General features: G+C 64.3%; 22 protein-coding genes and 1 pseudogene. 12 read left to right on the top strand and 11 right to left on the bottom strand.

Annotated elements, in window-relative coordinates; translation table 11 throughout:
- Positions 1-97: 97 nt before the first annotated feature.
- From FOM02_RS07515 to FOM02_RS07490, 6 genes are all read right to left on the bottom strand, one after another.
- Complete coding sequence (locus tag FOM02_RS07515; protein WP_027564904.1) at positions 98-1216, bottom strand: cobalamin-independent methionine synthase II family protein; 1119 nt, start codon at positions 1214-1216, stop codon at positions 98-100.
- A gap of 20 nt (positions 1217-1236) precedes the next feature.
- Entirely contained in the window at positions 1237-1953 is a 717-nt protein-coding gene (locus FOM02_RS07510) for an ABC transporter ATP-binding protein (protein WP_027564905.1), read from the bottom strand.
- The gene (locus FOM02_RS07505) at positions 1946-2701 is read right to left on the bottom strand and encodes an ABC transporter ATP-binding protein (protein ID WP_027564906.1); all 756 of its coding nucleotides are present in this window, start codon (positions 2699-2701) and stop codon (positions 1946-1948) included. Before FOM02_RS07505 ends, FOM02_RS07510 begins: the two co-directional genes overlap by 8 nt.
- Complete coding sequence (locus tag FOM02_RS07500; protein WP_092213229.1) at positions 2698-3726, bottom strand: branched-chain amino acid ABC transporter permease; 1029 nt, start codon at positions 3724-3726, stop codon at positions 2698-2700. Before FOM02_RS07500 ends, FOM02_RS07505 begins: the two co-directional genes overlap by 4 nt.
- A gap of 8 nt (positions 3727-3734) precedes the next feature.
- Entirely contained in the window at positions 3735-4604 is an 870-nt protein-coding gene (locus FOM02_RS07495) for a branched-chain amino acid ABC transporter permease (RefSeq protein ID WP_027564908.1), read from the bottom strand.
- Between the two features lie 135 nt (positions 4605-4739).
- A complete protein-coding gene (locus tag FOM02_RS07490) occupies positions 4740-5918 on the bottom strand; it encodes an ABC transporter substrate-binding protein (RefSeq protein ID WP_265441540.1) in 1179 nt (392 codons plus the stop codon).
- Positions 5919-6441: 523 nt separating this feature from the next.
- On the opposite strand from FOM02_RS07490, the gene FOM02_RS07485 reads away from it, so the two are divergent.
- The gene (locus FOM02_RS07485) at positions 6442-6726 is read left to right on the top strand and encodes a hypothetical protein (RefSeq protein WP_265441539.1); all 285 of its coding nucleotides are present in this window, start codon (positions 6442-6444) and stop codon (positions 6724-6726) included.
- 97 nt (positions 6727-6823) lie between these two features.
- Here the strand turns inward: FOM02_RS07485 and purU are convergent, their stop codons facing one another.
- Complete coding sequence (gene purU, locus FOM02_RS07480) at positions 6824-7687, bottom strand: formyltetrahydrofolate deformylase (protein ID WP_027564911.1); 864 nt, start codon at positions 7685-7687, stop codon at positions 6824-6826.
- Between the two features lie 144 nt (positions 7688-7831).
- Here purU and FOM02_RS07475 point away from each other — a divergent pair, with 144 nt between their 5' ends.
- The gene (locus tag FOM02_RS07475; protein ID WP_265441538.1) at positions 7832-8671 is read left to right on the top strand and encodes a uroporphyrinogen-III synthase; all 840 of its coding nucleotides are present in this window, start codon (positions 7832-7834) and stop codon (positions 8669-8671) included.
- Positions 8672-8705: 34 nt separating this feature from the next.
- Here the strand turns inward: FOM02_RS07475 and FOM02_RS07470 are convergent, their stop codons facing one another.
- Entirely contained in the window at positions 8706-9386 is a 681-nt protein-coding gene (locus tag FOM02_RS07470) for a redoxin family protein (RefSeq protein WP_265441537.1), read from the bottom strand.
- Positions 9387-9407: 21 nt separating this feature from the next.
- A complete protein-coding gene (locus tag FOM02_RS07465) occupies positions 9408-12716 on the bottom strand; it encodes an adenylate/guanylate cyclase domain-containing protein (protein WP_265441536.1) in 3309 nt (1102 codons plus the stop codon).
- Positions 12717-13012: 296 nt separating this feature from the next.
- Here FOM02_RS07465 and FOM02_RS07460 point away from each other — a divergent pair, with 296 nt between their 5' ends.
- Positions 13013-14275 (top strand): MFS transporter, encoded by a 1263-nt coding sequence (locus tag FOM02_RS07460; protein ID WP_265441535.1) that lies wholly within the window; start codon positions 13013-13015, stop codon positions 14273-14275.
- On the opposite strand, the gene FOM02_RS07455 is transcribed toward FOM02_RS07460, so the two are convergent.
- Positions 14272-14946 carry a Crp/Fnr family transcriptional regulator gene (locus FOM02_RS07455; protein ID WP_027564916.1) on the bottom strand — a complete coding sequence of 225 codons (675 nt, stop codon included), beginning with the start codon at positions 14944-14946 and terminating at the stop codon, positions 14272-14274. The two genes, FOM02_RS07460 and FOM02_RS07455, sit on opposite strands and share 4 nt — an antisense overlap.
- A 335-nt stretch (positions 14947-15281) precedes the next feature.
- Here FOM02_RS07455 and FOM02_RS07450 point away from each other — a divergent pair, with 335 nt between their 5' ends.
- From FOM02_RS07450 to FOM02_RS07420, 7 genes and pseudogenes are all read left to right on the top strand, one after another.
- Positions 15282-16103 carry an ABC transporter ATP-binding protein gene (locus tag FOM02_RS07450; protein WP_027564917.1) on the top strand — a complete coding sequence of 274 codons (822 nt, stop codon included), beginning with the start codon at positions 15282-15284 and terminating at the stop codon, positions 16101-16103.
- Positions 16100-18031 (top strand): long-chain fatty acid--CoA ligase, encoded by a 1932-nt coding sequence (locus FOM02_RS07445; protein ID WP_265441534.1) that lies wholly within the window; start codon positions 16100-16102, stop codon positions 18029-18031. Before FOM02_RS07450 ends, FOM02_RS07445 begins: the two co-directional genes overlap by 4 nt.
- 5 nt (positions 18032-18036) lie before the next feature.
- A complete protein-coding gene (locus FOM02_RS07440; protein WP_156950839.1) occupies positions 18037-18153 on the top strand; it encodes an ABC transporter in 117 nt (38 codons plus the stop codon).
- The gene (locus FOM02_RS07435) at positions 18150-19043 is read left to right on the top strand and encodes a branched-chain amino acid ABC transporter permease (protein ID WP_027564919.1); all 894 of its coding nucleotides are present in this window, start codon (positions 18150-18152) and stop codon (positions 19041-19043) included. The genes FOM02_RS07440 and FOM02_RS07435 overlap by 4 nt, the downstream gene beginning before the upstream one ends.
- Before the next feature lie 3 nt (positions 19044-19046).
- Positions 19047-20120, top strand: a complete 1074-nt coding sequence (locus tag FOM02_RS07430; protein ID WP_027564920.1) for a branched-chain amino acid ABC transporter permease — start codon at positions 19047-19049, stop codon at positions 20118-20120.
- A gap of 45 nt (positions 20121-20165) precedes the next feature.
- Positions 20166-21448: pseudogene (locus FOM02_RS07425) on the top strand (ABC transporter substrate-binding protein).
- A 145-nt stretch (positions 21449-21593) separates the two neighbouring features.
- Positions 21594-22433 (top strand): ABC transporter ATP-binding protein, encoded by an 840-nt coding sequence (locus FOM02_RS07420; protein ID WP_265441533.1) that lies wholly within the window; start codon positions 21594-21596, stop codon positions 22431-22433.
- A gap of 3 nt (positions 22434-22436) precedes the next feature.
- Here the strand turns inward: FOM02_RS07420 and FOM02_RS07415 are convergent, their stop codons facing one another.
- Complete coding sequence (locus FOM02_RS07415) at positions 22437-23576, bottom strand: AGE family epimerase/isomerase (protein ID WP_265441532.1); 1140 nt, start codon at positions 23574-23576, stop codon at positions 22437-22439.
- Between the two features lie 86 nt (positions 23577-23662).
- Here FOM02_RS07415 and FOM02_RS07410 point away from each other — a divergent pair, with 86 nt between their 5' ends.
- Complete coding sequence (locus FOM02_RS07410; protein ID WP_265441531.1) at positions 23663-24886, top strand: phenylacetate--CoA ligase family protein; 1224 nt, start codon at positions 23663-23665, stop codon at positions 24884-24886.
- 442 nt (positions 24887-25328) lie between these two features.
- Entirely contained in the window at positions 25329-25910 is a 582-nt protein-coding gene (locus FOM02_RS07405) for a TVP38/TMEM64 family protein (protein ID WP_265441530.1), read from the top strand.
- The last annotated feature ends 71 nt before the right edge of the window (positions 25911-25981 follow it).

Genomic DNA, 25981 nt, shown 5'->3' with positions numbered 1-25981 from the left:
ACTTCTCCCTGCGGTTATGGGTCCCGGCGTTCGCCGGGACGACACCGAGTGTGTGGCGAAGACCTACTGCCACTCACGGGGCCCGCGTGCGCGGGGCTCAGTTGCCCCAAACTTCCTTCGCGATCTCGACCGCAAGGCCGAGCTTGGCCCACTGCTCTTCCTCGGAGAGGATGTTGCCCTCTTCGGTCGATGCAAAACCGCATTGCGGCGAGAGCGCGAGTTGCTCCAGCGGCGCAAACTTGGCGGCTTCTTCCAGACGTCGCTTGATGTCGTCCTTCTTCTCGAGCTCGCCGAACTTCGAGGTGATGACGCCGACCACGACGACCTTGTTGCCCTTGGGCAGGAAACGCAGCGGCTCGAAGCCGCCGGCGCGGTCAGAATCGTATTCGAGGAAGTAGCCGTCGTAATTGGTGCCGGCGAGCATGGTCTCCGCCACCGGCTCGTAGCCGCCCGACGAGATCCAGGTCGAGCGGAAATTGCCGCGGCAGACATGCGTCGTCACCACCATGTCGGCCGGCTTCTCGGCCAGCGCATAGTTGATGATGCGGGCGTAGATCTGCTGGAGACCGTCGGGATTGTCGCCGCGCTCGCGCGCCTTCTGCAACTCGTCCTGCGAGCAGAGATAGGCCCAGACGGTGTCGTCGAACTGGAGATAGCGGCAGCCGGCGTCGTAGAACGCCTTGACCGCCTTGCGGTAGGTCTTGCCGAGGTCCTCGTAGAAGGCGTCGAGATCGGGATAGACGTCCTTGGAGATCGACTTGCGGCCGCCGCGGAAGTGCAGCACCGCCGGCGACGGGATCGTCATCTTGGCGGTGACGTGGGCCTGGTCGGCGACCTTCTTCAGGAAGCGGAAGTGGTCGAGCATCGGGTGGGCGTCGGGGAAATCGAGCTTGCCGATCACACGCACCGCGTCGTGACGGGTCTGCACGCCCGTGAACTGGATGCCGGTGTCGGGGTGGAACAGCTCACAGCCGGTGAGCTTGGCGAGGAAGTCGAAATGCCACCAGGAGCGACGGAATTCGCCGTCGGTCGCGAGCTTCAGGCCGACCGAGGCCTGCTTGTGCACGACCTTCTCGATCTCCATGTCCTCGATCTTGCGCAGATCGTCGGCCGAGATCTCGCCCTTCTCGAGCTTGGCTCGGGCGTCCTTGATCTTGGCGGGACGCAGGAGGCTGCCGACCTCGTCGGCGCGGAAGGGGGCTTTGGTTCGCTGCATTTGGTACTCCCGGGTATTTTCTAGTGGGCCGCCGCCCCTGCGACACCGAGGTGGCGCTCCAGGACCGACGGGTCGGCCTTCAGCGCGGCGCTCGGGGCGTCGTGGACGATCGTTCCGCGCTCCAATATCACAACGCGGTCGGCCAGCCCCAGAATCTTTTGGGCGTTCTGCTCGACGATGATGGAGCAGATGCCGCCGGCCCGGGTGATGGTCCCGATCGCCTTCAGCAGCTCCTCGACAATGATGGGGGCCAGGCCCTCGGTCGGCTCGTCCAGCAGCAGGACCTTTGGGTTGAGGGTCAGCGCACGGCCGATCGCCAGCATCTGCTGCTCGCCGCCGGAGAGCTGGTTGCCAAAGTTGCTCCGCCGCTCCTTCAGCCGCGGGAACATCTCGTAGACCTTCTCGACCGTCCATGGGCCGGGCTGGGCCACCGCGGTCATGTTCTCCTCGACCGTGAGCGAACGGAAGATGTTGCGCTCCTGCGGCACCCAGCCGATGCCGGCGCGCGCCCGCTGATCGGGCCGCAAGGTTGTGACATCGGTGCCGGCGAGCCCAACGGTGCCGGCGAAGCGGCGGGTGACGCCGACAATGGAGTTGATCAGCGTGGTCTTGCCGGTGCCGTTACGGCCGAGCAACGCCAACACCTGCCCCTCTGCGAGGCGCAGGCTCATGTTGGGCAGCACCACCGCCTCGCCATAGCCAGCGCGCAAGGCCTCGATCGCGAGCAGGTCAGACATTGACCGCCTCCTCGCCGAGATAGACCGCCTTCACTTGCGGATCGCGCGCGACCTGCTCGGGCGGCCCTTCGGTCAGCAGAGCGCCGGAGACCAGCACCGAGATGCGGTCGGCAAACGAGAAGACGAGGTCCATGTCGTGCTCGATCAGGAGCACCGTGACATCGCGCGGCAGGCTGCCTACGACGGCAAGAATATCGTGGCGCTCGCTCTCGGGCACGCCGGCAGCGGGCTCGTCCAGCAGCAGCACACGCGGCTTGGCGGCGATCGCGACCGCGATCTCGAGCAGGCGCTGCTTGCCGTAAGGCAGCGTGACGGTCTCTTCGTTCATGACGTCGAGCAGATGGAAGCGCGTCAGCAGGTCGGCGATCTCGTCATTGACGTCGTTGCGCGTGCCCATCCGCCGCCACCAGTCGCCGCCATGGCCGAGACGCTCGGAGACGGCAAGGCCGATGGTCTCCAGCGGCGTCAGGTCGGGATAGAGCTGGTTGATCTGGAAGGTGCGCGACAGGCCGCGCAGCACGCGCTTGTGCACCGGCAAATCGGTGATGTCCTGGCCTTCGAGCAGGATGCGGCCGGAGTTCGGCTTCAGCACGCCGGTGAGTTGGTTGATGACCGTGGTCTTGCCGGCGCCGTTCGGGCCGATCAGCGCGTGACGGGCGCCCTGCTTGACCTTGAGCGACAGGTCGCGCGTCACGCGCAGGCCGCCAAAGGTCTTTTCGAGGTTCTGGGTCTCGAGCGCGATGGTCATGCGTCGCTCTCCGGCACGGCGACGACGGCCTTGCGCCCGGCCACCTGCTTGATGACGAGGTTCGGCACATACAGCACCCAGCGATGCAGGCGCTGGCGGCCGACCAGCACGATCACGACCAGCACGAGGCCGATCCAGAACTGCCAGTATTGCGGGGTGATGGTGGAGAACACTTCCTGGAGCATGCGGAAGATCACCGCGCCGATCAGGCCGCCATAGAGATAGCCGGTGCCGCCGATCACCAGCACCAGCATCAAGTCGGCGGAACGCTCGAAGGCGAACACGTCGAGCGAGGCGATCGCGGTGGTCTGGGTGAACAGCGCACCGGCGATGCCGGCATAGAACGCAGCCAGCGTGTAGATCGCGATCAGTCGACGATTGACAGGGATGCCAATCGCGGCAGCCCGCAGCGGATTGTTCTTGATCGCGCGCAGCGACAGGCCGAACGGGGAATGCACGACGCGGCGGGCGAACAGGAACAGCAGGAACAGGACGGCGAGCGAATAGAAGAAGCCGGCCTTGCCGAACATGTCGAACGGGATCTCGCCGAAGATCGGCTGCATCTCGATCCCCTGGAGACCGTCAGTGCCGCCAGTGATGTTGGAGAAGCGCTCGGCAAGCGCCTCCAGCAGCAGCGCGATACCGAGCGTGACCATCAACCGCGTCAGGTCGACGCCGCGGATCACGAGAAAGCTGGTGGCAAAGCCGAGCACCATCGCGGCAAGGCCGGCAACGATGAGGGCCAGCACGGGCTCCTTGACGATGCCGTGCAGCGCAAGCAGTCCCGCCGCATAGGCGCCGACGCCGAAGAAGGCGGCATGGCCGAGCGAGACGATGCCGGCATAGCCGAGGATCAGATCGAGCGACATCGTGAACAGCGCGAGGCGCAGGATGTCGGTCATGATCAGATAACGCGTGGGGAACAGGAAGCCGCAGGCCAGCACGATCAGCCAGAAGGCGACTTCGCCATAGTGCCAGCGCGCCTGGCGCTGGGCGTGATAACCGACGTCGGAAGAAGCGCTCATCGGCAAACTCAACGCGCGGCCGTGCGGCCGAACAGGCCGTTCGGGCGCCAGATCAGGATCACGATCATCATGGTGTAGATCACGAAGGGGCCCATCTTCGGCACGTAATATTTGCCGGCGACGTCGCCGATGCCGAGCAGAAGCGAGGCCAGGAACGGGCCGGTGATCGAGGACGAGCCGCCGACGGTGACCACGATCAGGAAGTAGATCATGAACTTCAGCGGGAAATACGGATCGAGGCCGAGGATCTCGGCGCTGAGCGCGCCGCCGAGACCGGCGAGGCCGCATCCAAACGCGAAGGTGAAGGCGAACACCTGCGGCACGTTGATGCCGAGGCCGCTGGCGGCGCGGGGATCGTCGACCGCGGCGCGCAGGCGGCTGCCGAAACGGGTCTTCGCCAGCACCATCTGGAGGCCGATGGTGAGCAGGCCGCAGATCACGATGATCATCAGCCGGTAGCGGCCGATGCCGACGCCGAACACGTCGAACTGGCCCTGGAGCGCGGCCGGCAGGTTGATGAAGACGCGCGAGGAGCCCTGGATATAGTCGACGGCCGCGACCGACATGAAGGTCAGGCCGATGGTGAACAGCACCTGGTCGAGATGGCTGCGCGTATAGAGATGACGGTAGAGCGTGCGCTCGAGCAGGATGCCGATCGCGGCCGAGGAGACGAAGGCGAGCGGCAGCGCGGCGAAGAACGGCCAGCCCATCCGGTTGACCAGCACCATGCAGACATAGCCGCCGGCCATGGCGAAGGCGCCGTGCGCGAGATTGACGAAGTTCATCAGGCCGAGCGTGACCGCGAGCCCGCAGGCGAGCACGAACAGCAGCATGCCGTAGGCAACGCCATCGAACAGGTTGGTGAGGATTGCGGTCATCGAGGCTGGACTAATCCTGGTAGTCGTTCGTCATTCCGGGGCAGCGCGTAGCGCTGAACCCGGAATCTCGTTTCAACAATATCGAGATCCCGGGTTCGCGCTAATGCGCGCCCCGGGATGACCCGCTTTCGCGGGTCACTTCTTGGTCTTGCCGAGATCCTTGACGGCTTCGAAGGTCGCGAACTCGACGTTGTAGAGCTCGCCGTCGACCTTCTCGACCTTGCGGATGTAGATGTTCTGCACGATGTCGCGGGTCTCGGGGTCGATCGAGATCGGGCCGCGCGGGCTCTCCCACTTCTGGCCCTTCATCGCCTCGATCAGCTTGTCGCCGTTGGTGTCGCCATTGGTCTTCTTCAGCGCCTCGTAGATGAGGTGGATGCCGTCATAGCCGCTCACCGCCATGAAGCCCGGACGATTGCCGAACGCCTTCTTGTAGGCCGCGACGAAGTCCTTGTTCATCTGCGAGGGATGCGCCGCCGAGTAGAGATGCGCGGTGACCGTGCCGAGCACGGCATCGCCCATGTTGTTGAGCAGATCGTCGTCGGTGACGTCGCCGGGTCCGATCACCTTGATGCCGGCCTTGTCGAGACCACGCTCGGCATATTGCTTCATGAAGTTGCCGCCCTGGCCGGCCGGCACGAACACGAAGATCGCATCGGGCTTGGCGTCCTTCATGCGCTGCAGGAACGGCGCGAAGTCGGGGTTGGCGAGCGGGGTCTTCACCTCTTCGACCACTTCACCGCCGCCCGCGGTGAAGTTCTGCTTGAAGAAGTTCAGCGCGTCATTGCCCGGCGCGTAGTCCGAGGTCAGCGTCGCGACCTTCTTGATGCCGTTCTTCACCGCCCAGTCGCCGATGATGGTCGAGGACTGAGCCAGCGTGAAGCTGGTGCGCACGATATAGGGCGAGCGCTCGGTGATGATGGAGGTACCGGCCGCCATCACGACTTCCGGAATCTTGGCCTGCGTGGCGAGCGGCGCGGCGGCGAGCGCCGCCGGCGTCACGCCGAAGCCGGCGATGAAGTTGACCTTGTCGTTGACGATCAGCTCCTGCGCGGCGGTCTTGGTCTTGTCCGGAATCGCCGCATCGTCCTTGACGATGATCTCGACCTTCTTGCCGGCGACGGTGTCGCCCTTCTGCTGCATGTAGAGCTTGATCGCGTTTTCGATCTGCTTGCCGGTCGAGGCCTGGCCGCCGGTCATCGGCAGGATCAGGCCGACCTTGACGGTGTCCTCGGCCTTGGCCGGCGCGATTGCCGCAAGGCCTGCGATAGCGGCCGCTGCTGCTGTCCGCGAAAACATTTTGCGTTCGAACATCAAATGTCCCTCCCCTTCATTCCTGACCTCTTGTGCGCCGGACCGAGTGCCCGGTCCTTGCCTCAGTTCAGCTCACGCACGCGCGATATCGCGCGCCACATGGCGTCTTTCGCGCCCTCATTGTCAATCGGACGTTTGGCGACCCTTCGGCGCAAGCCGAGCGTTCCGATTTGCCGACGGCGAGGAGCAGTGCCGCGGTTACGTTGGGGTAACCTGAGTTTCCCGCTCGTGCCCGCCTCCATTTGTACGATTGTACAAACAAAATGGACCTGTCAACGAAAAAGCCCTTCCGCTGCCCAAGCCAATTTGTCGCGAGCACGCTGTCGCAGTCTAGGAACGCGAGCGGTGGCGTGGATGGACGATTTCGTCCACCTTTTGCAGAATTCGGACATCGGCGAGGTCGTGGTGGTTAAGGCTCGGTAACGAATTACCTACCTCGAATAAGCCTATTTTACCTTGTTGAAGGCTACTCTCCCGACGTCAGCCTGAGCTGGCGCCCCATGACAGAAACCGCGCCCCCACAATGCTCAAGTCTTTCCGCTCCGTCCTTGCCCTCGTTGCGCTCGCTGCGGGACTGTGCGGCTGCGGCACCGTCAACGAAAAGCTCTCGTCCGGCATGGGCGACTACATCCCGCAATGGGCCGGCGGCCTGCCGGCGGATGCTCCGCCGCGGCCGGGCACGCCGCAATACGACGCCTACATGAAAGAACGCGAACGCAAGCGGCTGTTGCCGGCGGCCGATCGCGAGAAGGAAGAGCAGGCGCAGAAGGGCGCGACGGGGACGACGTCAGGCGGCGCGGTGCGTTGAGAAACAGCCGTCATTCCGGGATGGTCCGAAGGACCAGACCCGGAATCTCGAGATTCCGGGTTCGATGCTCCGCATCGCCCCGGAATGACTCCCACGATCAATCCACGAACACCACGGTCTTACGGCCGTTGAGGATGACGCGATCATCGAGATGATAACGGATCGCGCGGGCGAGCACGCGGCGCTCGATGTCGCGGCCCTTGCGGACGAGATCCTCCGGCGTGTCGCGATGACTGATGCGCTCGACGTCCTGGTCGATGATCGGACCTTCGTCGAGGTCGCGCGTGACGTAGTGGGCGGTCGCACCGATCAGCTTGACGCCGCGCTCATGCGCCTGGTGATAGGGTTTTGCGCCCTTGAAGCCCGGCAGGAACGAGTGGTGGATGTTGATACAGCGCCCGGACAGCTTTGCCGAGAGATCGTCGGACAGGATCTGCATGTAGCGGGCGAGCACGACGAGATCGGACCCGGTCTTGGCAACGAGATCGAGGATCTGCGCCTCCTGCTCGGGCTTGCTCTCCTTCGTGATCGGCAGATGGTGGAACGGGATGCCGCCGAAATCGAGCCCCGCATAGACCTCACGCGGGTGGTTGGACACGATCGCGGCGAGCGTCATCGGCAATTCGCCGGTGCGCCAGCGATAGAGGATGTCGACCAGGCAATGATCCGATTTCGACACCAGCAGCATTACCTTGCGATGCGCGGCGCGGTCGCGCATCTGCCACTCCATGCCGAAACGCTCTGCGATCGCGGCAAAGCCGGTCTGGAGCGCAGACAGTTCCACGGCGAGATCGGCGGCGGTGAACACCACGCGCATGAAGAACTTCTTGGTCTCGACGTCGTCGAACTGCTGGGCGTCGAGAATGTTCTGTCCGGAATTAGCCAGGAAGGTCGACACCGCCGAGACGATGCCGGGGCGATCCGGACAGGACAGGGTCAGCACATATTGATGGTCGGGCATGGCTCTTGATGAAGGTTTGTGCAAGGGCCGCGGAACGGTCCGCGATTTGCGCCCTGCTCTAGCACCGACCCTGCCCTTGCGCCAATCCCGACAGCGGAGTCAGGATGAACGTAACATTGCGATTTGACTGACCGGAGCACGCCCATGGCCGACCGTTTGAACGGCACCCGCATCCTGATCCTGGAAACCCGCGAGGAGGCACAGTTTTCCAAGCTTCTGGCCGAGCAAGGCGCCGAGGTCGTGCAATGTCCGATGTTCACCATCGAGGATGCGCCGGACCCCGCCCCGGTCGAAGCCTGGATCCGCCGCGCGATAGACAAGCCGTTCGACGATCTCGTGCTGATGACCGGCGAAGGCCTGCGGCGGATCATGAAGCTCGCGCGCGCTCGCGGGCTCGACCAAACCCTTGTCACGTCGCTCGCCAAATCGCGAAAATTCACCCGTGGACCGAAGCCCGGCAAGGCGCTGCGCGAGGTCTCGCTCGAGGCGCAGCAGACCACGGAGAAGCCGACCAGCGAGGGCGTGATCGAGATGCTGGGCAAGCTCGACCTGAAGGGGCATCGCCTTGGCCTCCAGCTCTATCCGGACAAGGACCACAGCACGCTGACCGGCGCGCTCGCCGCGCAAGGCGCCGAGGTCGACAGCGTGCTGCCCTATGTCTACGATTCCAAGGCCGCGGATGCCAACATCGTCGCCGCGATCGACGACATGGCGGAGGGACGGATCGATTGCATCGCTCTGACCAATCTCGGCCAGGTCCGCCGCCTGATCGAAGCGGCGCAGGCCCATGGCAGCGAAGCGAAATTGCGCAAAGGCTTCGAGCGGACGCTGATCGCGTCGGTGGGACCCGCGGTATCCGGCGAACTTGCCGGACATGGCTTGCGCGCCGACATCGTTCCGGCGGAGAACGCCTATTTCATGCGGCCACTGATCTCCGCGATGGCGGTCAGGCTTGCCGAGAAGTTGCCGTCACGAGAGACCTGAGAGTCCGACACGCGCAAGACAGGATACGCGACGCCTAGCCTGCTACCTGCGAAGCAGCCGACATCAGCTCCTTCGGGCTCGGCATTCCGAACATGCGCTGCCCGCCTTCGGGTACCTCGGTAAAGCTCCAGCGTACAATTCCCTCCCGATCAAGCAGGAACTGGCCGAACAGCTGGCCATGGCCGGTTGCTGCCATGCGCTGATCGGCTTCCATGATCTCGTAGCCATCCTTGTTGTTGAGCTGCTCGGCAGCAGCCAGGCGATTCATGGGCCCGGGCAATTCTCCGGGAATGTCCACCTGCATGCTCATGATCACGTCCATGCCCACCTTGCGCGGCCACTCGGTTTCGTTCTCGGTGAACTCGAGATTGGGCAAACCGAACGCACGGTGCGACACCCGCTCCGGATCAGACGCGGCGAGCAGATTGGGCAACGGGTGATATCGGAAGTAGAGCCGCGCCCGATCGGTCGGCGTATTGACGACGGTGAGACTTTCGACACCCTTGTCACGCAGGGCTGCGTCAAGCTGCGCCTGTGCCGCAATATGGCGGCGGCAGAACGGGCAATGCAAACCTCGAAACAGGCCTACCAATATCGGACTGTGCCCGCGAAAATCCTCGAGTGCGACCTTCCCTTCGCGCGTGATGGCGTCCAGCACGATGTTGGGCGCGCGATCGCCGGGTTGAAGCGGTCCATCGACATGACGTTCTGACATGGTTGAACTCCTTCACATGACCTAGTCAAGAAATGGCAGTACAATCAGTCCGGCGGGATCAAGCCCGTGCCTGGTGCAGACATCATCGGCCAGCGCGAAATAGCGCTCGGCTTCAGCCATGTCGCCGCGATCAAGGTTCAATGTCGCTAGGCCATCGTAGCATGGAAAGAGCTGTTGCGGCTCGCCGGTTTCGCTTGCGACCTCGATGGCCTCATTGTAGCAGCGGGCAGCCTGATCGGGCCGGAAATGGCATTGATGGATCTGCCCGAGTACGATCAGGGGTACGGGGAGATGCTCGCGCTGATCGAGCGCCCGGTCGATCTCGATCGCCTTTTCGGCGGCGGGCACGCCTTCATCGGTGCATTTGTCCGTGAAGGTGCAACAGGCGACGGCAAAATTGGCAAGAAGGCGCGCCTGGAACCCGAGGTCGCCAATACGATGCGCGACATCCAGCCCGCGCCGGCAAACCTTCATGGCCTGCGCCGGGTCGACAATCGTGTAGAGCACCGCGAGATTGGTGTAGCCGCGGCATGCCACGTTGAGAAGGCCGGCGGCTTCGGCTGCTTCGACACTTTGCTCCACTTCGCGCACCGCATCCTGGTGTCGTCCAAGCCGCGCCAGGGCAACCGCCTTGGTATTGAGGGCCTCGGCAATGGCGCGCGCCGCCTCGAGTCCGGCCTGTTCGTCCGCGGCGGCAGGCGCGGATCGGGCGTAGCCAAGCGCCTGGTCGGCCCATCTCGCGGCGGCCATATGATCGCCCATGCGAAAGGCCAGGCGGCCGCGTTCTTGCGACAGGTGCGCCCGCTCGATGGGCGCTTCGACCCCTCCAAGCCGTTCAGCCGCCTCGGCGTAATGCGTCTCGGCCTTGATCCGCTTGCCGGCGTCCCACAACAACCGGCCAAGCTTGCGAAGAATTCGCGCTTCGCCGATGCAATCCGCTGCGACGCGGCACCCCTCCAGCGCACTCTGGTAGTGCTCCTCGGCCGTGTTGCGACGGCCGGCCGCACCACAGAGATCCGCGATCTGCTCGTACAGAACCAGCCGCTCCGGGTCGCATTCACCACCGGCCAACAGCACGGCGAGGGCCTGTTGGTAGAGACGGATGGCATCGTCATTGGCATAGGTTGCGCGCGCGCGATCGCCGGCCGCGCGCAGATAGCGTGCGCCTTTCGGCTTGCGCGCACTGAGGCTGAAGTGATGTCCGAGCAGGATGAGGTCTTCAAGCCGCTCGGGCTCGTTGCCATAGAGCTGCTCCAGCGCGGCACCAATGCGTCCATGAAGCTCGATCCGCCGCTGCAAGAGCAGGTTTTGATAGATCACGTCCTGAAGCATGGTCTGCGTGAAACGGTAGCATCGCGGCGAAATCGAATTAGCGCCCGCGACTTCCTCGACAATCTCGGCGTCGCACAGAAGCTCTACTCCCACTTCGACCTTCGCCTGCCCGGTTGCTACCGCGCCGAGCAGAGCCACATCGAAGCGGGGGCCGATCACCGCGGCCTCCTGCGCCAACCGACGCACCTCATGCGGCAGCCGATCCAGGCGCGCCAACAACAGAGCTTGAATGCTCGCAGGGATATCGGCGGCGACTTCATCCGACTTGATCCGCCATTGCGAGCCGTCACGTTCCAGGCCGCCAGCTTCGATGAGACCGCGGATGATCTCCTCGAGGAAAAGTGGATTGCCGCTCGCGCGCTCCAGGATCCGACTAAACAGACTTCCGGGCGGCTCACGCCAACCGAGACTGAAAAAAGCCGCGAGCAGCTTTTGTCCGTCGGCGTCACCGAGTGGAGGCAAGCGGATGGTTGTGTGGCTGATCCGACCCGAACCGAACTGATCCAGCTCCAGCATTGGTCGATGCGTAAACAACAGCATCAGCCGCGTGCGCTCCAACCGGTCCATCAGGAATCGCAGCGCTTCGAGGGATACGGCATCCGCCCAGTGCAGATCCTCGACAATGATCAGAAGCGGCGACAAGGCCAGGCGCCGTTCGAAGACGGTCCGGATCGCAAAGAATATCTGGCGCCGGAGCTGTTCGGGCTCGATATGCTGCAATACGGCGTCCGCGCCCCCGAGACCGAGAACGTGGACATAGAGCGGCATCAACCGCTCCGCCTCCTCGGCCGCAAGGCCAAGCTCTGACAGCGCTTCAGTCAGCTTGGCCTCAGTCTCCGCGGCGCTGGCCTTCTGTGCGATGCCATAGGCGCTGCGCAGCACTGCGGCGAGCGTACCGTAGGATTGTTCGCCGAGCGGCGAACAGACCGCCTGCCGGATCGCCACACCCTCGAAGCGCTCTTCATCGCGGATACGGGCGACGAATTCGTTCACGAGGCGCGTTTTGCCGATGCCCGCTTCGCCGACCAGCCGCACCAGTTGCGCCGCCCCGCCGCACGCGCGATCGAGGCTGCCGATCACGCGGGCAAGTTCAGCGTCGCGGCCGATCAGGGGCGCACTGAGGCCCAGCGTGTCGAGGCCTCGTGCCGCGCGCGGCATGTCGAGCAGCCCTTTGAGACGATGGACCAGGACGCTGCCCATCTTGCCTTTGAGCGAGATCTCGCCAAGCGATTCATACGCGAATGCGTGCCGGGTCAGACGGTAAGTCAACGGCCCGACCAGCACCTGGTCCGGCGGCGCCATCGACTGCAACCGCTGAGCGGTATTCACCGTGTCGCCGGTCACCGAGTAGGATTTGGCAACGCCCACACCCAATCCACCCGCGACCACGTGCCCGGTGTTAATCCCGACATGGAGCAGCAGAGGTGAACCGGCAAACGCCCTCACCCGTTCGCTGAGCTGCGCCGTCCGCTTGATCATGTCGATGGCAGCACGGACCGCCCGCTCCGGATCGTCCTCGTGCGCAGCCGGCGCACCGAACAGCGCCAGCAGCGCATCGCCGATAAACTTGTCCACGAAGCCGCCAAAGCCTTGCACGGCCGCCGTCAGCTCCTCGAACAACTCGTTCTGAAGCGTCTGCATGACCTCGGGGTCGAGGCGTTCGCTCATCGCGGTGAAGCCGCTGAGATCGGCAAACAGCACGGTGATGGTGCGGCGATTGGCTTCGCCGTCGATCTGGTCCGGCTGCGGTCGAAATGCCTGTTGAGGGTCTATTGTCGGCGCCAGTGGTGGTGAGGATGCCCTGACCGGCACCGTCGGCCGCGCCTGTGCTCCGGGTTGAGGGACCTCGCCGACCAGGGCGCCGCATTTCGGGCAATACGCGAAATCCGGTGCGCATGGAAAGCCGCAGCCGGGGCACGCGTTCGGCTGCTTCGTGCCGCACTTCGGGCAGAAGGCAAAGCCGCTCTGAACCTCGAAACCGCAGCCGGAGCAGTTCATGGCTCAAGACCTCGCGGAAGCCGCGATGGCGCGATCTGTTGGCCCTATCAAATGGGCCTCAGAATGCGGACCAGAATGGGCTTTGTGCGCCAGAAGAGCAAGCGGTGGCTCGTCTGCCTCTTCGTATCGGCTGGGTAACGAGGCAATGCTGCAGACGCACAGACGCACCGTAGATCATCGGCAAGCATGGCGGCATGCGGTAGCGCCAATTGACAGACGCATCGCCTGGACTACCCTGCCGAACAGAAGAACAAATAATAAGGACCGGGAATCGCCCTGAAACCCGTCAACGCATCTTGAGCACACCCACGAGACCTTCCGCGCTCGCGCCGTTCCGCATCCGCAATTATCGCTTCCAGTGGCCGTCCGACCTGCTCACCTCCTGGGCGTTCGAGGTCGAGACGCTGGTGCTTGGCTGGTACATCATGGTCGAGACCGGCTCGGTGCTGCTGCTGACCGTGCTTGCCTCGCTCCAGTTCGTCGGGACGCTGGTCGCACCGGTGTTCGGCATGATCGGCGACCGCATCGGTCATCGCGATCTCCTGGTCGTGATGCGTCTTGCCTATACCGTGCTCTCGTCGACCATCATGGCCCTGGCACTGACCGGTCATTTGTCGCCGCTGAACGTCATGATCATCGTTGCGATCATGGGTCTGATCCGTCCATCGGATCTCGGCGTGCGCGGCGCGCTGCTCGCTGACATCATGCCGGCCGAGCACCTCGTGGGCGCCATCAGCGTGGCACGTACGACCCAGGACAGCGCCCGCATCGCCGGAGCGCTGACGGGCGCCGGACTGTTCGCCGTGCTCGGCATCGGCCTCGTCTATGTCGCGATCGCCTGCCTCTACTTCGTGGCCGCGCTTCTCATGCTCTGCCTGACCCGGCCCAAAAGGACCGTCACCACGAGCGATCTTCCGGCAAACAGCCACGCGGTGTCACGATTGCTGGACGATCTGAAGGAAGGGATCGTCTACGCCTGGAATGGCCCGGGAATGCGCGCTGCGCTCTGCGTTGCCTTCCTGGCCAATCTCACCGCGTTTCCCTTCACCGGTGGACTGTTGCCCTACATTGCGCGGGAGATCTTTCACACCGACCAGACCGGCCTCGGTTACCTCTCGGCGAGCTTCGCTGTCGGCTCGCTGATCGGCTCGATCACGCTCAGCCTCATCAGCGGATTGCGCATCGCCCGGCTGCTGATTGGGGCGACGCTGGCTTGGTACGCCATGCTGCTGGTGTTCGTCGAGATCAGGACCATGCCGGTGGCGATGGCCTGTCTCGTGCTCGCCGGCATCGCCCAGAGCATGTCGATGATCTCGGCGGCCGTGATCCTGATGCGCACCGCGAGCGCGCATCTGCGCGGCCGCGTAATGGGCGTACGCATGATGGTGATCTACGGCCTGCCGATCGGCTTGCTCGCGGCCGGCAGCCTGATCGACGTCATCGGCTATTCTGCGACCGGGTCGCTCTACGCCGCCGCCGGCTTCGTCGCGATGCTGGCGATCGCGATCCGCTGGCGCGCCGACCTCTGGCCTGTCCACGCTCCCGCCAACGCGCGCTAATCCCCATACCCGCGCAGCCGCTCGATATCGAGGATGGTGACGCCACCATATTCGAGCCGCAGCAGACCTTCTTTCTCCAGCCGGTTCAGCGCGCGATTGGCGTTCTGGCGCGACATGCCCGAGAGCGCGCCGATCTCCTCTTGGGTGATCTCCAGATGCCGGGTCGATTCCGGATACAGGATCGGATTGAACAGCGAGGCGATGCTGCGAGCGAGACGCGCGGTGGCGTCCAGCGTGCGATTGACCTCGAGCATGCCGATGAACTGGCCGAGCCGCTCGTTGAGCTGGCGCACCAGGAAGCGGTTGAAGCCGACGCTGTTCTCGAACAGCCACATAAAAGCGCTGCGCTCCATCAACGCGACGCGGCTGTTGCGCAGCGCGACCACGTCGTAGCGGCGCGGCTCATTCTTGAGCACGCTGCCCTCGCCGAACCAGGCCCCCGCCGTCAGCCCGGCAAGGCTGGTCTCCTTGCCATCGCGCGAGACCCCGCCCATCCGCGCGAGCCCGCTGACCATGCCGGCCCAATAGGCAAACGTGTCGCCACGCATGAACACGGTCTCGCCGGTGCCGTAGGACCGCTCCGTGATCCCGGCGCGAGCGACCTCGATCTCCGCTGGCGTGAGCTCGCGCGACCAGGCGGCGACGCGCTTCAGATGATCCTCTGAAATCATGATCCCCGGGCCAGCCGCACCGTCTTGTCACTCCGCCCTTCTGTTGCATTGCAACATGATTAATTCCGCTGCCATCCGACGAAAGATGGAGGCCGCCTCGGTCCGAAAAACTTTGTCGCAGAATTGTCAGGCCGGAGACATTTCAAAATAGCGCTTTCCCCTATTGAGAGCCACCTTGGGCGATGCGGCTTTTGATCCCGTTCGGGATCAAAGTGGCGCGGCTCCGGTCGGGACCAATCGCTGCATGGCCTCGCCGGCTCGGCCGTACTAGGATCGCACCGACGAACGGACGAAGAGCGCCACTGAATGCGCCATCACCGGGAGGGATTTGTTTGGTGGCTACCAGTCTCGAAGTGCGCGGCGTGTCCTTGCGATTCGGCGGCGTCCGTGCGCTGACCGATGTCAGCTTCGCCATCAGGGAGGGCGAGCTGTTCTCGATCATCGGCCCCAACGGGGCCGGCAAGACCTCGATCGTGAACTGTATTTCCGGTCGCTACAAGCCGACCGAAGGCCAGCTGTTCTACCAGGGCCGCGACATCACCGGCCTGACGCCGAACGCGCGTCCGACGCTCGGCATCGGCCGCACCTTCCAGAATCTGGCGTTGTTCCACCACATGAGCGTGCTCGACAACATCATGGTCGGGCGCCATCACCTCCTGAAGAACAATTTCCTCACGGGATCGCTGTACTGGCTCACCGGCGCGCGCAAGGAAGAGCTCGAGCATCGCCGCAAGGTGGAAGAGATCATCGATTTCCTCGACCTCCAGTCGGTGCGCAAGGCGACCGCCGGCACCCTGCCCTACGGCCTGCGCAAGCGCGTGGAACTCGCCCGCGCCATGGCGCTGGAGCCGCGCCTCATCCTCCTCGACGAGCCGATGGCCGGCATGAACTTCGAGGAAAAGGAGGACATGGCTCGCTACATCGTCGACCTCAACGAGGAGTTCGGGATGACGGTGGTGATGATCGAGCACGACATGGGGGTGGTGATGGACATCTCCCACCGCGTCATGGTGCTGGATTTCGGCCGCAAGATCGCCGAGGGCGATCCGGCCACCGTGCTCGCCGATCCCCACGTCAAGCGCGCCTATCTTGGTGAAGAAGACGAGGCGCTGGTCGATCCCGACGATGCCCCGCCCGCACAGGAGAGCGCGGCATGATGGATTATGCAGGCCGCGTCGCGAAGGCCGACACCTATCCGAAGATGCTCCGGCTCAACGCGAAGGAGCATGGCAACGAGATCGCGCTGCGCGAGAAGGATCTCGGGCTCTGGCGCCTGTTCACCTGGAACGACTACCAGACGCGGGTGCGCGATTTCGCGCTCGGCCTCATCGAGCTCGGCCTCGGCCGGAGTGACGTGATCGGCATCATCGGCGACAACCGGCCGGACTGGGTGGCGGCGGAAGTCGCCACGCACGCGATCGGTGGATTGAGCCTCGGGCTCTATCGCGACGTGCTGGATGAGGAAGCCTCCTATCTCCTGAACTACGGCGAGGCGCAGCTCGTCTTCGCCGAGGACGAGGAGCAGGTCGACAAGCTGCTGACGCTGGCCGACCGCGTGCCGAAGCTGAAGCACATCATCTATTCCGATCCTCGTGGAATGCGGAAGTACGACGACCCGCGGCTGATGTCGGCGGAGAAATTTGCCGAGCTCGGCCGCGCGCGGGCCGCACGGGAGCCGGAGCTTTACGACCGTCTGGTGGACGCGACCAAGGGTGAGGACGTCGCCATCCTCTGCACGACGTCAGGCACCACCTCGCATCCAAAACTCGCGATGCTCGCCGCCGGCCGCGTGCTCGGCCATTGCGCGACCTATCTCGCCTTCGATCCGAAGGGGCCGGACGACGAATACGTCTCGGTGCTGCCGTTGCCCTGGATCATGGAGCAGGTCTACGTGCTCGGCAAAGGTCTGCTCTGCCGGATGAAGATCAACTTCGTCGAAGAGCCCGACACGATGATGAACGATCTGCGCGAGATCGCGCCGACCTTCGTGCTCTTTGCCCCACGGGTCTGGGAATCGATCGCCGCCGACGTCCGCGCCAAGGTGATGGACGCGACGCCCTTCAAGCAGCGGCTGTTCGACATCGGCATGAAGTCGGGTCTTGCCGCGCTCGAACAGGGCAAGCGGTCCGGCTTGGCCGACGCGATCCTGTTTCGCGCGCTGCGCGACCGCCTCGGCTTCACCCGGTTGCGCTCGGCCGCCACCGGCGGCGCGGCGCTCGGGCCTGATACGTTCAAGTTCTTTCAGGCCATGGGCGTGCCGCTGCGCACGCTCTACGGCCAGACCGAGCTATTGGGCGCCTACACGCTGCACCCCGAGGGCAAGGTCGATCCTGACACGACCGGCGTGCCGATGGCCGACAGCGTCGAGATCCGCATCGACAATGCCGATGTCCACGGCGTCGGCGAGATCGTGGTGCGGCATCCCAACATGTTCCTCGGCTATTACAAGAATCCCGAGGCGAGCGTTGCCGACATCAAGGACGGCTGGATGCTGTCGGGCGATGCCGGCTATTTCAACGCCAACCAGCAGCTCGTCGTCATCGACCGCATCAAGGATCTCGCCGAGACCTCGCGCGGCGAGCGCTTCTCGCCGCAGTTCATCGAGAACAAGCTGAAGTTCTCGCCCTATATCGCGGAGGCCGTGGTGCTCGGCGCCGGCCGCGACGCGCTCGCGGCGATGATCTGCATCCGCTACTCCATCATCTCGAAATGGGCTGAGAAGAACCGCCTCTCCTTTACCACCTACAGCGACCTCGCCTCGCGGCCCGAGGTCTATAAGCTGCTGCAGAGGGAGGTCGAGACCGTCAACGCCACGCTGCCGCCGGCCCAGCGCATCTCGCGCTTCCTCTTGCTCTATAAGGAACTGGACGCCGACGACGGCGAGCTCACCCGCACCAGGAAAGTGCGCCGCGGCGTCATCAACGAGAAATACGAAGGCATCATCGACGCCATCTATCGCGGCGATGCCGACATCCCCGTCGACACCGTGATCCGCTTCCAGGACGGCACCACGCAGAGGGTGCGCACCACGCTGCGCGTGGTGGATCTCGGCGGCCACGGGCAGATCGCGGAGGCCGCGGAGTGACACAAATGGCCGTCATGCGCGGGCTTGACCCGCGCATCCATCCTCTTCCGAACAATCTTCTTTCCGCATCGATGGATTGCCGGGTCAAGCCCGGCAATGACGAGCTGGGTCAACCGACATGAACAGCGCCTTCCTCATCCAACTCCTGGTCAACGGCCTCGTCGTCGGCACGCTCTACGGTGTGGTCGCGATGTCGTTCGTGCTGATCTACAAGGCGACGCAGGTCGTCAATTTCGCGCAAGGTGAATTGCTGCTGGTCGGCGCCTGGGTGTGCTGGGCGCTGCTCGCCAAATACCAGGTGCCGTTCTGGATCGGCATGCCGATCACGCTGGTGTTCATGTTCGTGTTCGGCATCGCGGTCCAGGTGCTGATCCTGCGGCCGATGATCGGCGAGCCCATCATCTCGGTAATCATGGTGACGATCGGCCTCTCCACCGTGCTCCAGGCGACGCTGAAATGGATGTTCGGCGTCAACCCGCAGCCGTTCCCGCGCGTCTTCGAGAGCCAGTCGGTGAGCCTGTTCGGCCTCCAGATCCAGACCGTCTATGTCATGAGCCTCGTGGTCTCGGTCGCGATGATGATCGGCATGGCCTGGTTCTTCCGCGCCTCGAAATACGGCCTGGCGATGCGCGCCACCGCGTTCAACCAGCAGGTCGCGCAGTCGCTCGGCATTTCCGTCAAGAGCGTGTTCGCGATGGCCTGGGCGATCTCGGCGACGGTCTCTGCCGTCGCGGGCGTGGTCGTCGCCGTCGTCAACGGCGTATCCTCGGGGCTCGCCGCCTACGGCATCAAGGTGTTTCCGGCGGCGATCCTCGGCGGGCTCGATTCGGTCGGCGGTGCCGTGCTCGGCGGCATCATCATCGGCCTGCTCGAAAACGTCGCCCAATATGTCGACAGCCAATATCTGCATTGGGGCAATCTCTACGAGATCGCGCCGTTCTACGTCCTCATCATCGTGCTGATGATCAAGCCTTACGGCCTGTTCGGCACCCACGACATCGAGCGGATCTGACCTATGGCCGGCCCTGCCCTCATCCCCGCTGGTGATTTCCGCACCTCCTATGCCGCGGACACCACGATCTTCCCGACCACGACCAGCCGCAACTTCGCGATCGCCGGCGTGTTGCTGCTCTGCCTCGTGCCGCAATTCCTTGGCGGATACTGGCTCAGCATCCTGATCCAGATTGGTATCTTCTCGATCGCAGCACTCGGCCTCAACATCCTGGTCGGCTTCACCGGCCAGATCTCGATCGGGCATGCCGCCTTCTTCCTGCTCGGCGCCTTCACCTCGGCCTACATCTCCAACAATGCGCCGATCCCGGTGTTCTTCGCGATCCCGCTCGCAGGAATCGTCACCGCGCTGGTCGGGCTGATCTTCGGCATTCCGGCCGCGCGGCTGAAGGGCCTCTATCTCGTCATCGCGACCCTGGCCGCGCAATACATCCTGCTCGACTTCTTCTCCCGCGCCGAATGGTTCTCCGGCGGCTCGGTGCCGGCGAGCGCCGAGCCATTCTCGATCTTCGGCTACACGCTGCGCGGGGATAAGCAGTATTTCTACGTCGTGCTGGCCTATGTGCTCGTGAGCTACATCCTCGTCACCAATCTGATGCGCACGCGCGATGGCCGCGCGCTGGTGGCGATCCGCGACCATTATCTCTCCGCCGAGATCATGGGCATCAACCTCACCAAATACCGCACGCTGTCGTTCGGCCTCGCCGCCTTCTTCGCCGGCATCGCCGGCGCGCTCTATGCGCACTATCAGCTCGTGGTCTCGCAGGAGGGTTTCGGCATCGAACGCTCGATCCTGTTCCTGGCCATGATCATCATCGGCGGCACCGGCTCGATCATGGGCACGCTGATGGGCACCGCCTTCGTGGTGCTGCTGCCGGAGACGATGGAGTTCATCAGCCTCTATCTGAAGGGCGGCGCGATCGACAAGGCGCTGTCGCTCAACAACAACATCACCTTCCTGCGCGAGATCGCGATCGGGGTGATCATCATCGCATTCCTGATGTTCGAACCCGACGGGCTTGCGCATCGCTGGCGGCAGATCAAGGCGTATTGGAAACTCTACCCGTTCTCGCACTGAGCACGGAAACTGACGAACCAACGAATAAACAGGAGGAGGCAACCAATGAAGACAAAATCCCTTTTGAGCACCGCATCGCTCGCGATCGCGATTGCCGCATTCTCGGCGGGCGCGCAGGCGCAGATCGCGATCGGCCACCTCGCCGATTACTCGGGTGGCACCTCCGACGTCGGCACGCCCTACGGCCAGGCCGTCGCCGACACCTTTGCCTGGGTCAACAAGAATGGCGGCGTCAACGGCAAGCAGCTCAATGTCGACACCAACGACTATGGCTACCAGGTGCCGCGCGCGATCGCGCTGTACAAGAAATGGTCGGCGCCGGACAGCAAGGTCGCGGCGATCATGGGCTGGGGCACGGCCGATACCGAGGCGCTGACCGGCTTCCTCGCACAGGACAAGATTCCCGACATGTCCGGCTCCTATGCCGCCGCGCTCACCGATCCCGAAGGGGTCAGCGGCAAGGCCAAGCCCGCGCCTTACAATTTCTTCTACGGCCCGAGCTATTCGGACTCGCTGCGCGCGATGCTGATGTGGGCCGCCGAGGACTGGAAGGCCAAGGGCAAGTCCGGCAAGCCGAAATTCGTGCACATGGGCGCCAACCATCCCTATCCGAACGCGCCGAAGGCGCCGGCGAAGCCATGGCGCAGGAGCTCGGCTTCGAAGTGCTGCCGCCGCTGGTGTTCGCGCTCTCCCCGGGTGACTACAGCGCGCAGTGCCTCAGCCTGAAATCCTCGGGCGCCAACTACGCCTATCTCGGCAACACCGCGGCCTCCAACATCTCGGTGATGAAGGCCTGCAAGACCGCCGGCGTCGACATCCAATTCCTCGGCAATGTCTGGGGCATGGACGAGAACGCCGCCAAGACCGCGGGCGATGCCGCCAACGGCGTCATCTTCCCACTGCGCACCGCGGTGAGCTGGGGCGGCGATGCGCCCGGCATGAAGACGGTGATGGAGATCTCCAAGATGTCGGACCCCACCGGCAAGGTCTATCGCCCGGTGCACTACATCGCCGCGGTCTGTTCGGCGCTGTACATGAAGGAGGCGCTCGACTGGGCCGCCAAGAACGGCGGCGCCACCGGCGAGAACGTCGCCAAGGGGTTCTATCAGAAGAAGGACTGGGTGCCGGCCGGCATGGAGGGCGTCTGCAATCCCTCGACCTGGACCGACAAGGACCACCGCGGCACGCTGAAGGTCGACCTCTACCGCACCAAGGTGTCGGGCGCGACCGACGGCGACCTCAACGACCTCATGGCCAAGGGCACGATCAAGCTCGAGAAGGTCAAGACCGTCGAGTTGCCGCGCAAGCCGGAGCTGCTGGGCTGGTGAGCCACGCCGTTTCCCCACACACAACTGTCATCCCCCGCGAAGGCGGGGGATCCAGTACGCCGCGACTTCTCCGTGAATCTCAGGCGTCTCTGGAATACTGGGTCGCCCGGTCAAGCCGGGCGACGACAGCAGAGAGTTATGAAACATGACCGAGACCGCAGAAGCCGTTCGCACCTCCCCCAGCGTCGTCCCCGCGCCTCCCCTCCTCGCCGTGCGCAACATCGAGGTCGTCTATGACGACGTCATCCTGGTGCTGCGCGGCCTCAGCCTCGACGTCCCCAAGGGCGCGATCGTGGCGCTGCTGGGCGCGAACGGCGCCGGCAAGTCGACGACACTGAAGGCGATCTCGGGGCTGCTCAAGACCGAGGACGGCGAGGTTACGCGCGGCGAGATCCTGTTCGAGGGCGAGCGCATCAACGGCATCGATCCCGACAAGATCGTCCGCCGCGGCATTTTCCAGGTGATGGAGGGCCGGCGCATCGTCGCCGACATGACCTCGCTTGAAAACCTCAAGCTCGGCGCCTTCACCCGCAGGGACCGCGAGGTCGATGCCGATCTCGACATGGTCTTCAACTATTTTCCGCGCCTGAAGGAGCGCACCGGCCTTGCCGGCTATCTCTCCGGCGGCGAGCAGCAGATGCTCGCGATCGGCCGCGCGTTGATGGCGCGCCCGAAGATGATCCTGATGGACGAGCCGTCGATGGGCCTGTCGCCGCTGCTGGTGAAAGAGGTGTTCTCCATCATCCAGAAGATCAACCGCGACCTCGGCGTCACCATCCTGCTGGTCGAGCAGAACGCGCGCGCCGCGCTGTCGGTGGCGAGCCACGGCTACATCATGGAGCAGGGCAAGGTCGTGCTCGACGGCACCGCCGACGAGCTGCGCGACAACGAAGATGTCAAGGAGTTCTACCTCGGCGGCGCCGGCGACCAGCGCAAAAGCTTCAAGAACCTCAAGAGTTTCAAGCGCCGCAAGCGATGGCTCTGAAACTCACTCGAGCACCTGCTCCGCTTCGGTGACTGCGCAGAGAACATGATAGAACGACGACGCAGGAATGGTGTCGACCAGCGATTTGCCGTCGCGATCGAACTGGTCGTACCAGCCGCCCTTGACGGGATGGCTGAGGTAATGCCGTTCGAGCAGCACCAGCGTCGCACGCGCTTCGTCCGCGGCGCCCGCCTCGCCGGACTCGGCCTGCGCGATCCACGCCTTCGCCATCTCGGTCTGCGGCCACAGCCGGCGCGTCGCACGGCGGATGTTGCCGACAGCATCGCCCTCGTCGGTGAGGCAGCCGGTCGCCTCGTCGCGATAGCGCAGCGCGGTCGCGAGCAGCTCGGCGCGGCGCTGCCCGGTCGGGCATCCCGTGATGCGTTCGAAACCCTTCAGCAGCCAGACCCATTCCGCCTGATGGCCGGCCTCGACGCTGACCGGCTCGATCTTCGACCAGTCCTCCTCAAAATACTCGGTCAGGATGTGCTTCTGCTTGTCGTAGAGATTGGCGAGAAACAGCGCGAAGAATTCGCCGGCGCGGTTCTGGAACGACAGATCGTGGGTCGCGTCGAAGCACGCGATCATCGCCTCGAACAGGTGCATGTGCGGGTTCTGCCGGCGCGGCAGCGAGACCGGCAGGCTTTCGTGGAAGCCGCCATGCGGCGAGCGCAGGTGGCCATCGAGGAAGGCGAGCAGCGCGTCGATCTCGGCGCGCACCTGGGCGTCCTGGTCGAGGGTGTAGACGGTCGCGAGCGCAAACAGGATGAAGGCGTGGTCATAGGCATCGCGCCGCGCGTCCTGCACCGCCCCCTCCGGCGTCAGTCGGTGCACATAGCCAGGCTTGCCGTCGGGCGCCTTCGCCTTAGCCAGGAGGTGCTCCAGCCCCTTCAGCGCGATGGCGCGCCCTTGCGGGTACCAGCCCATCTGCGCCGCCTTGGCGTAGCACCAGATCTGGCGGGCCTGGACGAACACGCGCCGCGGCGCGGCGGTGTCTGCCGTGCCGTCGCGGTGCAGCCGGTCGATGAAGCCGCCTGCGGCGTCATCCCAGCCGGTCGTCGACCACAGTGGCAGCGCGTCCTCGATCATGCGGCGCTTCAGGCGCGCGACGACGCCCGCCGCAATCATTCCTTCGTCCGCCATCGCGTCCTCTTCAAGCCGAGCCAATGGCCGTCTGATACCCATGCCGGCGGCGGCGCGCAACGGATGCCAACCCGGAAAGACCCGTCATGACCGCCCATTACGACGCCCGTGAGACGCGCGAACCGGCCGCGCGCGAGACCGAGCTGTTTTCCCGCCTGCCGGAGGTCCTACGCAGCGCGATAGCAGCGCCAGCCTATGCCGAGCGGCTGAAGGACATTGCCCCCACCGCCGTGACCTCCCGGGCGGCGCTGGCGGGCTTGCCGGTGCTGCGCAAGTCGGAGCTGCCGGCCCTGCACAAGGCCTCCCAGCCCTTTGGCGGCTTCGTCGCGGCGGCGCCGGGCTCGTTCGCCCGCCTCTTCACCTCGCCGGGCCCGATCTTCGAGCCGGAGGGGCGGCAGGCCGACCCTTGGCGCGGCGCGAGGGCGCTGTTTGCGGCCGGATTCCGCCCCGATGACGTCGTGCTCAACACATTCAGCTATCACCTCACCCCTGGCGGCTTCATCTTCGACGCCTCGGCGCGCGCGCTCGGCTGCGCGGTGATCCCCGCCGGCCCCGGCAATACCGAGCAGCAATTCGAGCTGATCGAAGCCTATCGTCCGGTCGGCTACAGCGGCACACCGGATTTTCTGAAGATATTGCTCGATGCAGCCGCATCTGCGGGGCGCGACGTCTCCTCGATCAAGCGCGCGCTGGTCTCGGGCGCGGCCTTCCCGCCCTCGCTCCAGGCCGAGATCAAGGCGCGCGGCATCGACGCCTACCAGGCCTTCGGCACCGCAGATCTCGGCCTCATCGCCTTCGAGACCGAAGCGCGCGAGGGCATGGTCGTGAACGAGGATCTGATCCTGGAGATCGTCAAGCCCGGCACCGGCGATCCCGTGGCTCCGGGCGATGTCGGCGAGATCGTCGTCACCTCGCTCGACCCGCACCACCCCTGGATTCGGCTTGCGCTCGGCGATCTCACCGCCGCGCTGCCGGGCACCAGTCCCTGCGGTCGCACCAACATGCGCATCAAGGGCTGGATGGGCCGCGCCGACCAGACCACCAAGGTCAAGGGCATGTTCGTCCGGCCCGAGCAGGTCGCCGAGATCGGCAAGCGCCATTCCGCGCTCGGCCGCCTGCGGCTCATCGTCACGCGCGAGGGCGAGACCGACGCCATGACGCTTAAAGCGGAAACGGCCGTCGCGAGCGACAGCTTACGCGATGAGATCGCCGCCACCCTGCGCGCGGTGACGAAGCTCGGCGGCGGTATCGAGCTGGTCAGTCCGGGCGCGCTCCCGAACGACGGCAAGGTGATCGCGGACGAGCGATAAGCGCTCCCTTGGCGGCACGGACGCGCATCGGTCGATTTTGGTAGCAGGAAATCAAGGCACGTAAGATCTGAGCCGTGATCCGCGCTCCTCGGTCTGGCAGAGGAGCGGCCTGTCCGGGTGAGCCGTCAGGCAATTCCTGAACATTCGCTTCTCAAGCGCATCATCAAGAAGGCCGAAAAACACGATTAGCGCGAGCACTACGCCGCCCGCTATCCCAACCGAATAGACTGTCGCGCGTCGCATCTTCGACGCAGGGGAAACGTCCTTGCCCACGGATATTTCGCGACTATTAAAAAAATGAACTACCGTAAGTTGCTACTACTGCCCTAAGCCACGAGGCGGGTCAATCAAGAAATAGGCCTCCGCAAAGGTCCGGATACACTCTCTTGTGGGTCTCGGGACGGGTTGATTGGTCTGGCCAGATGGCGCAAAGCAAACGCCCATGACGGACTACATCATCGAGGCATTCCAGGGCTTGGGGCATCTTTCGGTCACATCGGGTGCTGCTCTCGCGCTATTCTTCGGGTTGGCGGCGCTGATCGTCTTTCCCAGGACGATCCTGATCGTTGCGGCCGGCGCGTCGTTTGGGATTGGTGCGGCTCCCATCATCCTGGTGGCCGGCACGGCAGGAGGAACGCTGGCGTTCCTGCTGGCGCGTCATGTCGCGTCCGAGTGGTTTCGACGAAAGCTCGAACAACGATCCAAATTGGAAGCGATAGCCGAAGCTGTCGACAAGGAAGGATGGCGCATCGTCGCTCTCATGCGGCTGGGTGCCCCGGTGCCCAGTGCGCTGCAAAACTATCTCTTCGGACTTACACGAATCCATCTGGTGTCGTTCATTCTGGCCACCCTGGTGTTCAGCGCCCCGCAGGTCTTCCTGTTCACCTTCCTCGGCGCCACCGGACGAGCGTCATTGCTCGATGACAAGCCCGTCGAGCTCACGGTCGTGCCGATCTTGGTGACGGTTGCAATCATCACCCTCATATCGTGGCGTGTCCAAAAGCTGCTGAGATCGCGCGTCTGATCCGGCGACCACTGCGGCTGGCAATCGGCTTCGGGTCCTTGACAAACCACTTGAAGAGCTGTGAGGAGAGT

The organism is Bradyrhizobium sp. SEMIA (assembly GCF_014844175.1).
GTDB lineage: Bacteria > Pseudomonadota > Alphaproteobacteria > Rhizobiales > Xanthobacteraceae > Bradyrhizobium > Bradyrhizobium arachidis.
Note: the sequence above shows the minus strand (reverse complement) of the source record. Positions and strands in the feature narration are given on the sequence as shown.

Bases quoted from the DNA above. Each gene is read 5' to 3' on its own strand.
- FOM02_RS07515 (WP_027564904.1), bottom strand. From the start codon at position 1,216: ATGCAGCGAACCAAAGCCCCCTTCCGCGCCGACGAGGTCGGCAGCCTC.
- FOM02_RS07510 (WP_027564905.1), bottom strand. From the start codon at position 1,953: ATGTCTGACCTGCTCGCGATCGAGGCCTTGCGCGCTGGCTATGGCGAG.
- FOM02_RS07505 (WP_027564906.1), bottom strand. From the start codon at position 2,701: ATGACCATCGCGCTCGAGACCCAGAACCTCGAAAAGACCTTTGGCGGC.
- FOM02_RS07500 (WP_092213229.1), bottom strand. From the start codon at position 3,726: ATGAGCGCTTCTTCCGACGTCGGTTATCACGCCCAGCGCCAGGCGCGC.
- FOM02_RS07495 (WP_027564908.1), bottom strand. From the start codon at position 4,604: ATGACCGCAATCCTCACCAACCTGTTCGATGGCGTTGCCTACGGCATG.
- FOM02_RS07490 (WP_265441540.1), bottom strand. From the start codon at position 5,918: ATGTTCGAACGCAAAATGTTTTCGCGGACAGCAGCAGCGGCCGCTATC.
- FOM02_RS07485 (WP_265441539.1), top strand. From the start codon at position 6,442: ATGCTCAAGTCTTTCCGCTCCGTCCTTGCCCTCGTTGCGCTCGCTGCG.
- purU (WP_027564911.1), bottom strand. From the start codon at position 7,687: ATGCCCGACCATCAATATGTGCTGACCCTGTCCTGTCCGGATCGCCCC.
- FOM02_RS07475 (WP_265441538.1), top strand. From the start codon at position 7,832: ATGGCCGACCGTTTGAACGGCACCCGCATCCTGATCCTGGAAACCCGC.
- FOM02_RS07470 (WP_265441537.1), bottom strand. From the start codon at position 9,386: ATGTCAGAACGTCATGTCGATGGACCGCTTCAACCCGGCGATCGCGCG.
- FOM02_RS07465 (WP_265441536.1), bottom strand. From the start codon at position 12,716: ATGAACTGCTCCGGCTGCGGTTTCGAGGTTCAGAGCGGCTTTGCCTTC.
- FOM02_RS07455 (WP_027564916.1), bottom strand. From the start codon at position 14,946: ATGATTTCAGAGGATCATCTGAAGCGCGTCGCCGCCTGGTCGCGCGAG.
- FOM02_RS07445 (WP_265441534.1), top strand. From the start codon at position 16,100: ATGATGGATTATGCAGGCCGCGTCGCGAAGGCCGACACCTATCCGAAG.
- FOM02_RS07440 (WP_156950839.1), top strand. From the start codon at position 18,037: ATGGCCGTCATGCGCGGGCTTGACCCGCGCATCCATCCTCTTCCGAAC.
- FOM02_RS07435 (WP_027564919.1), top strand. From the start codon at position 18,150: ATGAACAGCGCCTTCCTCATCCAACTCCTGGTCAACGGCCTCGTCGTC.
- FOM02_RS07430 (WP_027564920.1), top strand. From the start codon at position 19,047: ATGGCCGGCCCTGCCCTCATCCCCGCTGGTGATTTCCGCACCTCCTAT.
- FOM02_RS07420 (WP_265441533.1), top strand. From the start codon at position 21,594: ATGACCGAGACCGCAGAAGCCGTTCGCACCTCCCCCAGCGTCGTCCCC.
- FOM02_RS07415 (WP_265441532.1), bottom strand. From the start codon at position 23,576: ATGGCGGACGAAGGAATGATTGCGGCGGGCGTCGTCGCGCGCCTGAAG.
- FOM02_RS07410 (WP_265441531.1), top strand. From the start codon at position 23,663: ATGACCGCCCATTACGACGCCCGTGAGACGCGCGAACCGGCCGCGCGC.
- FOM02_RS07405 (WP_265441530.1), top strand. From the start codon at position 25,329: ATGACGGACTACATCATCGAGGCATTCCAGGGCTTGGGGCATCTTTCG.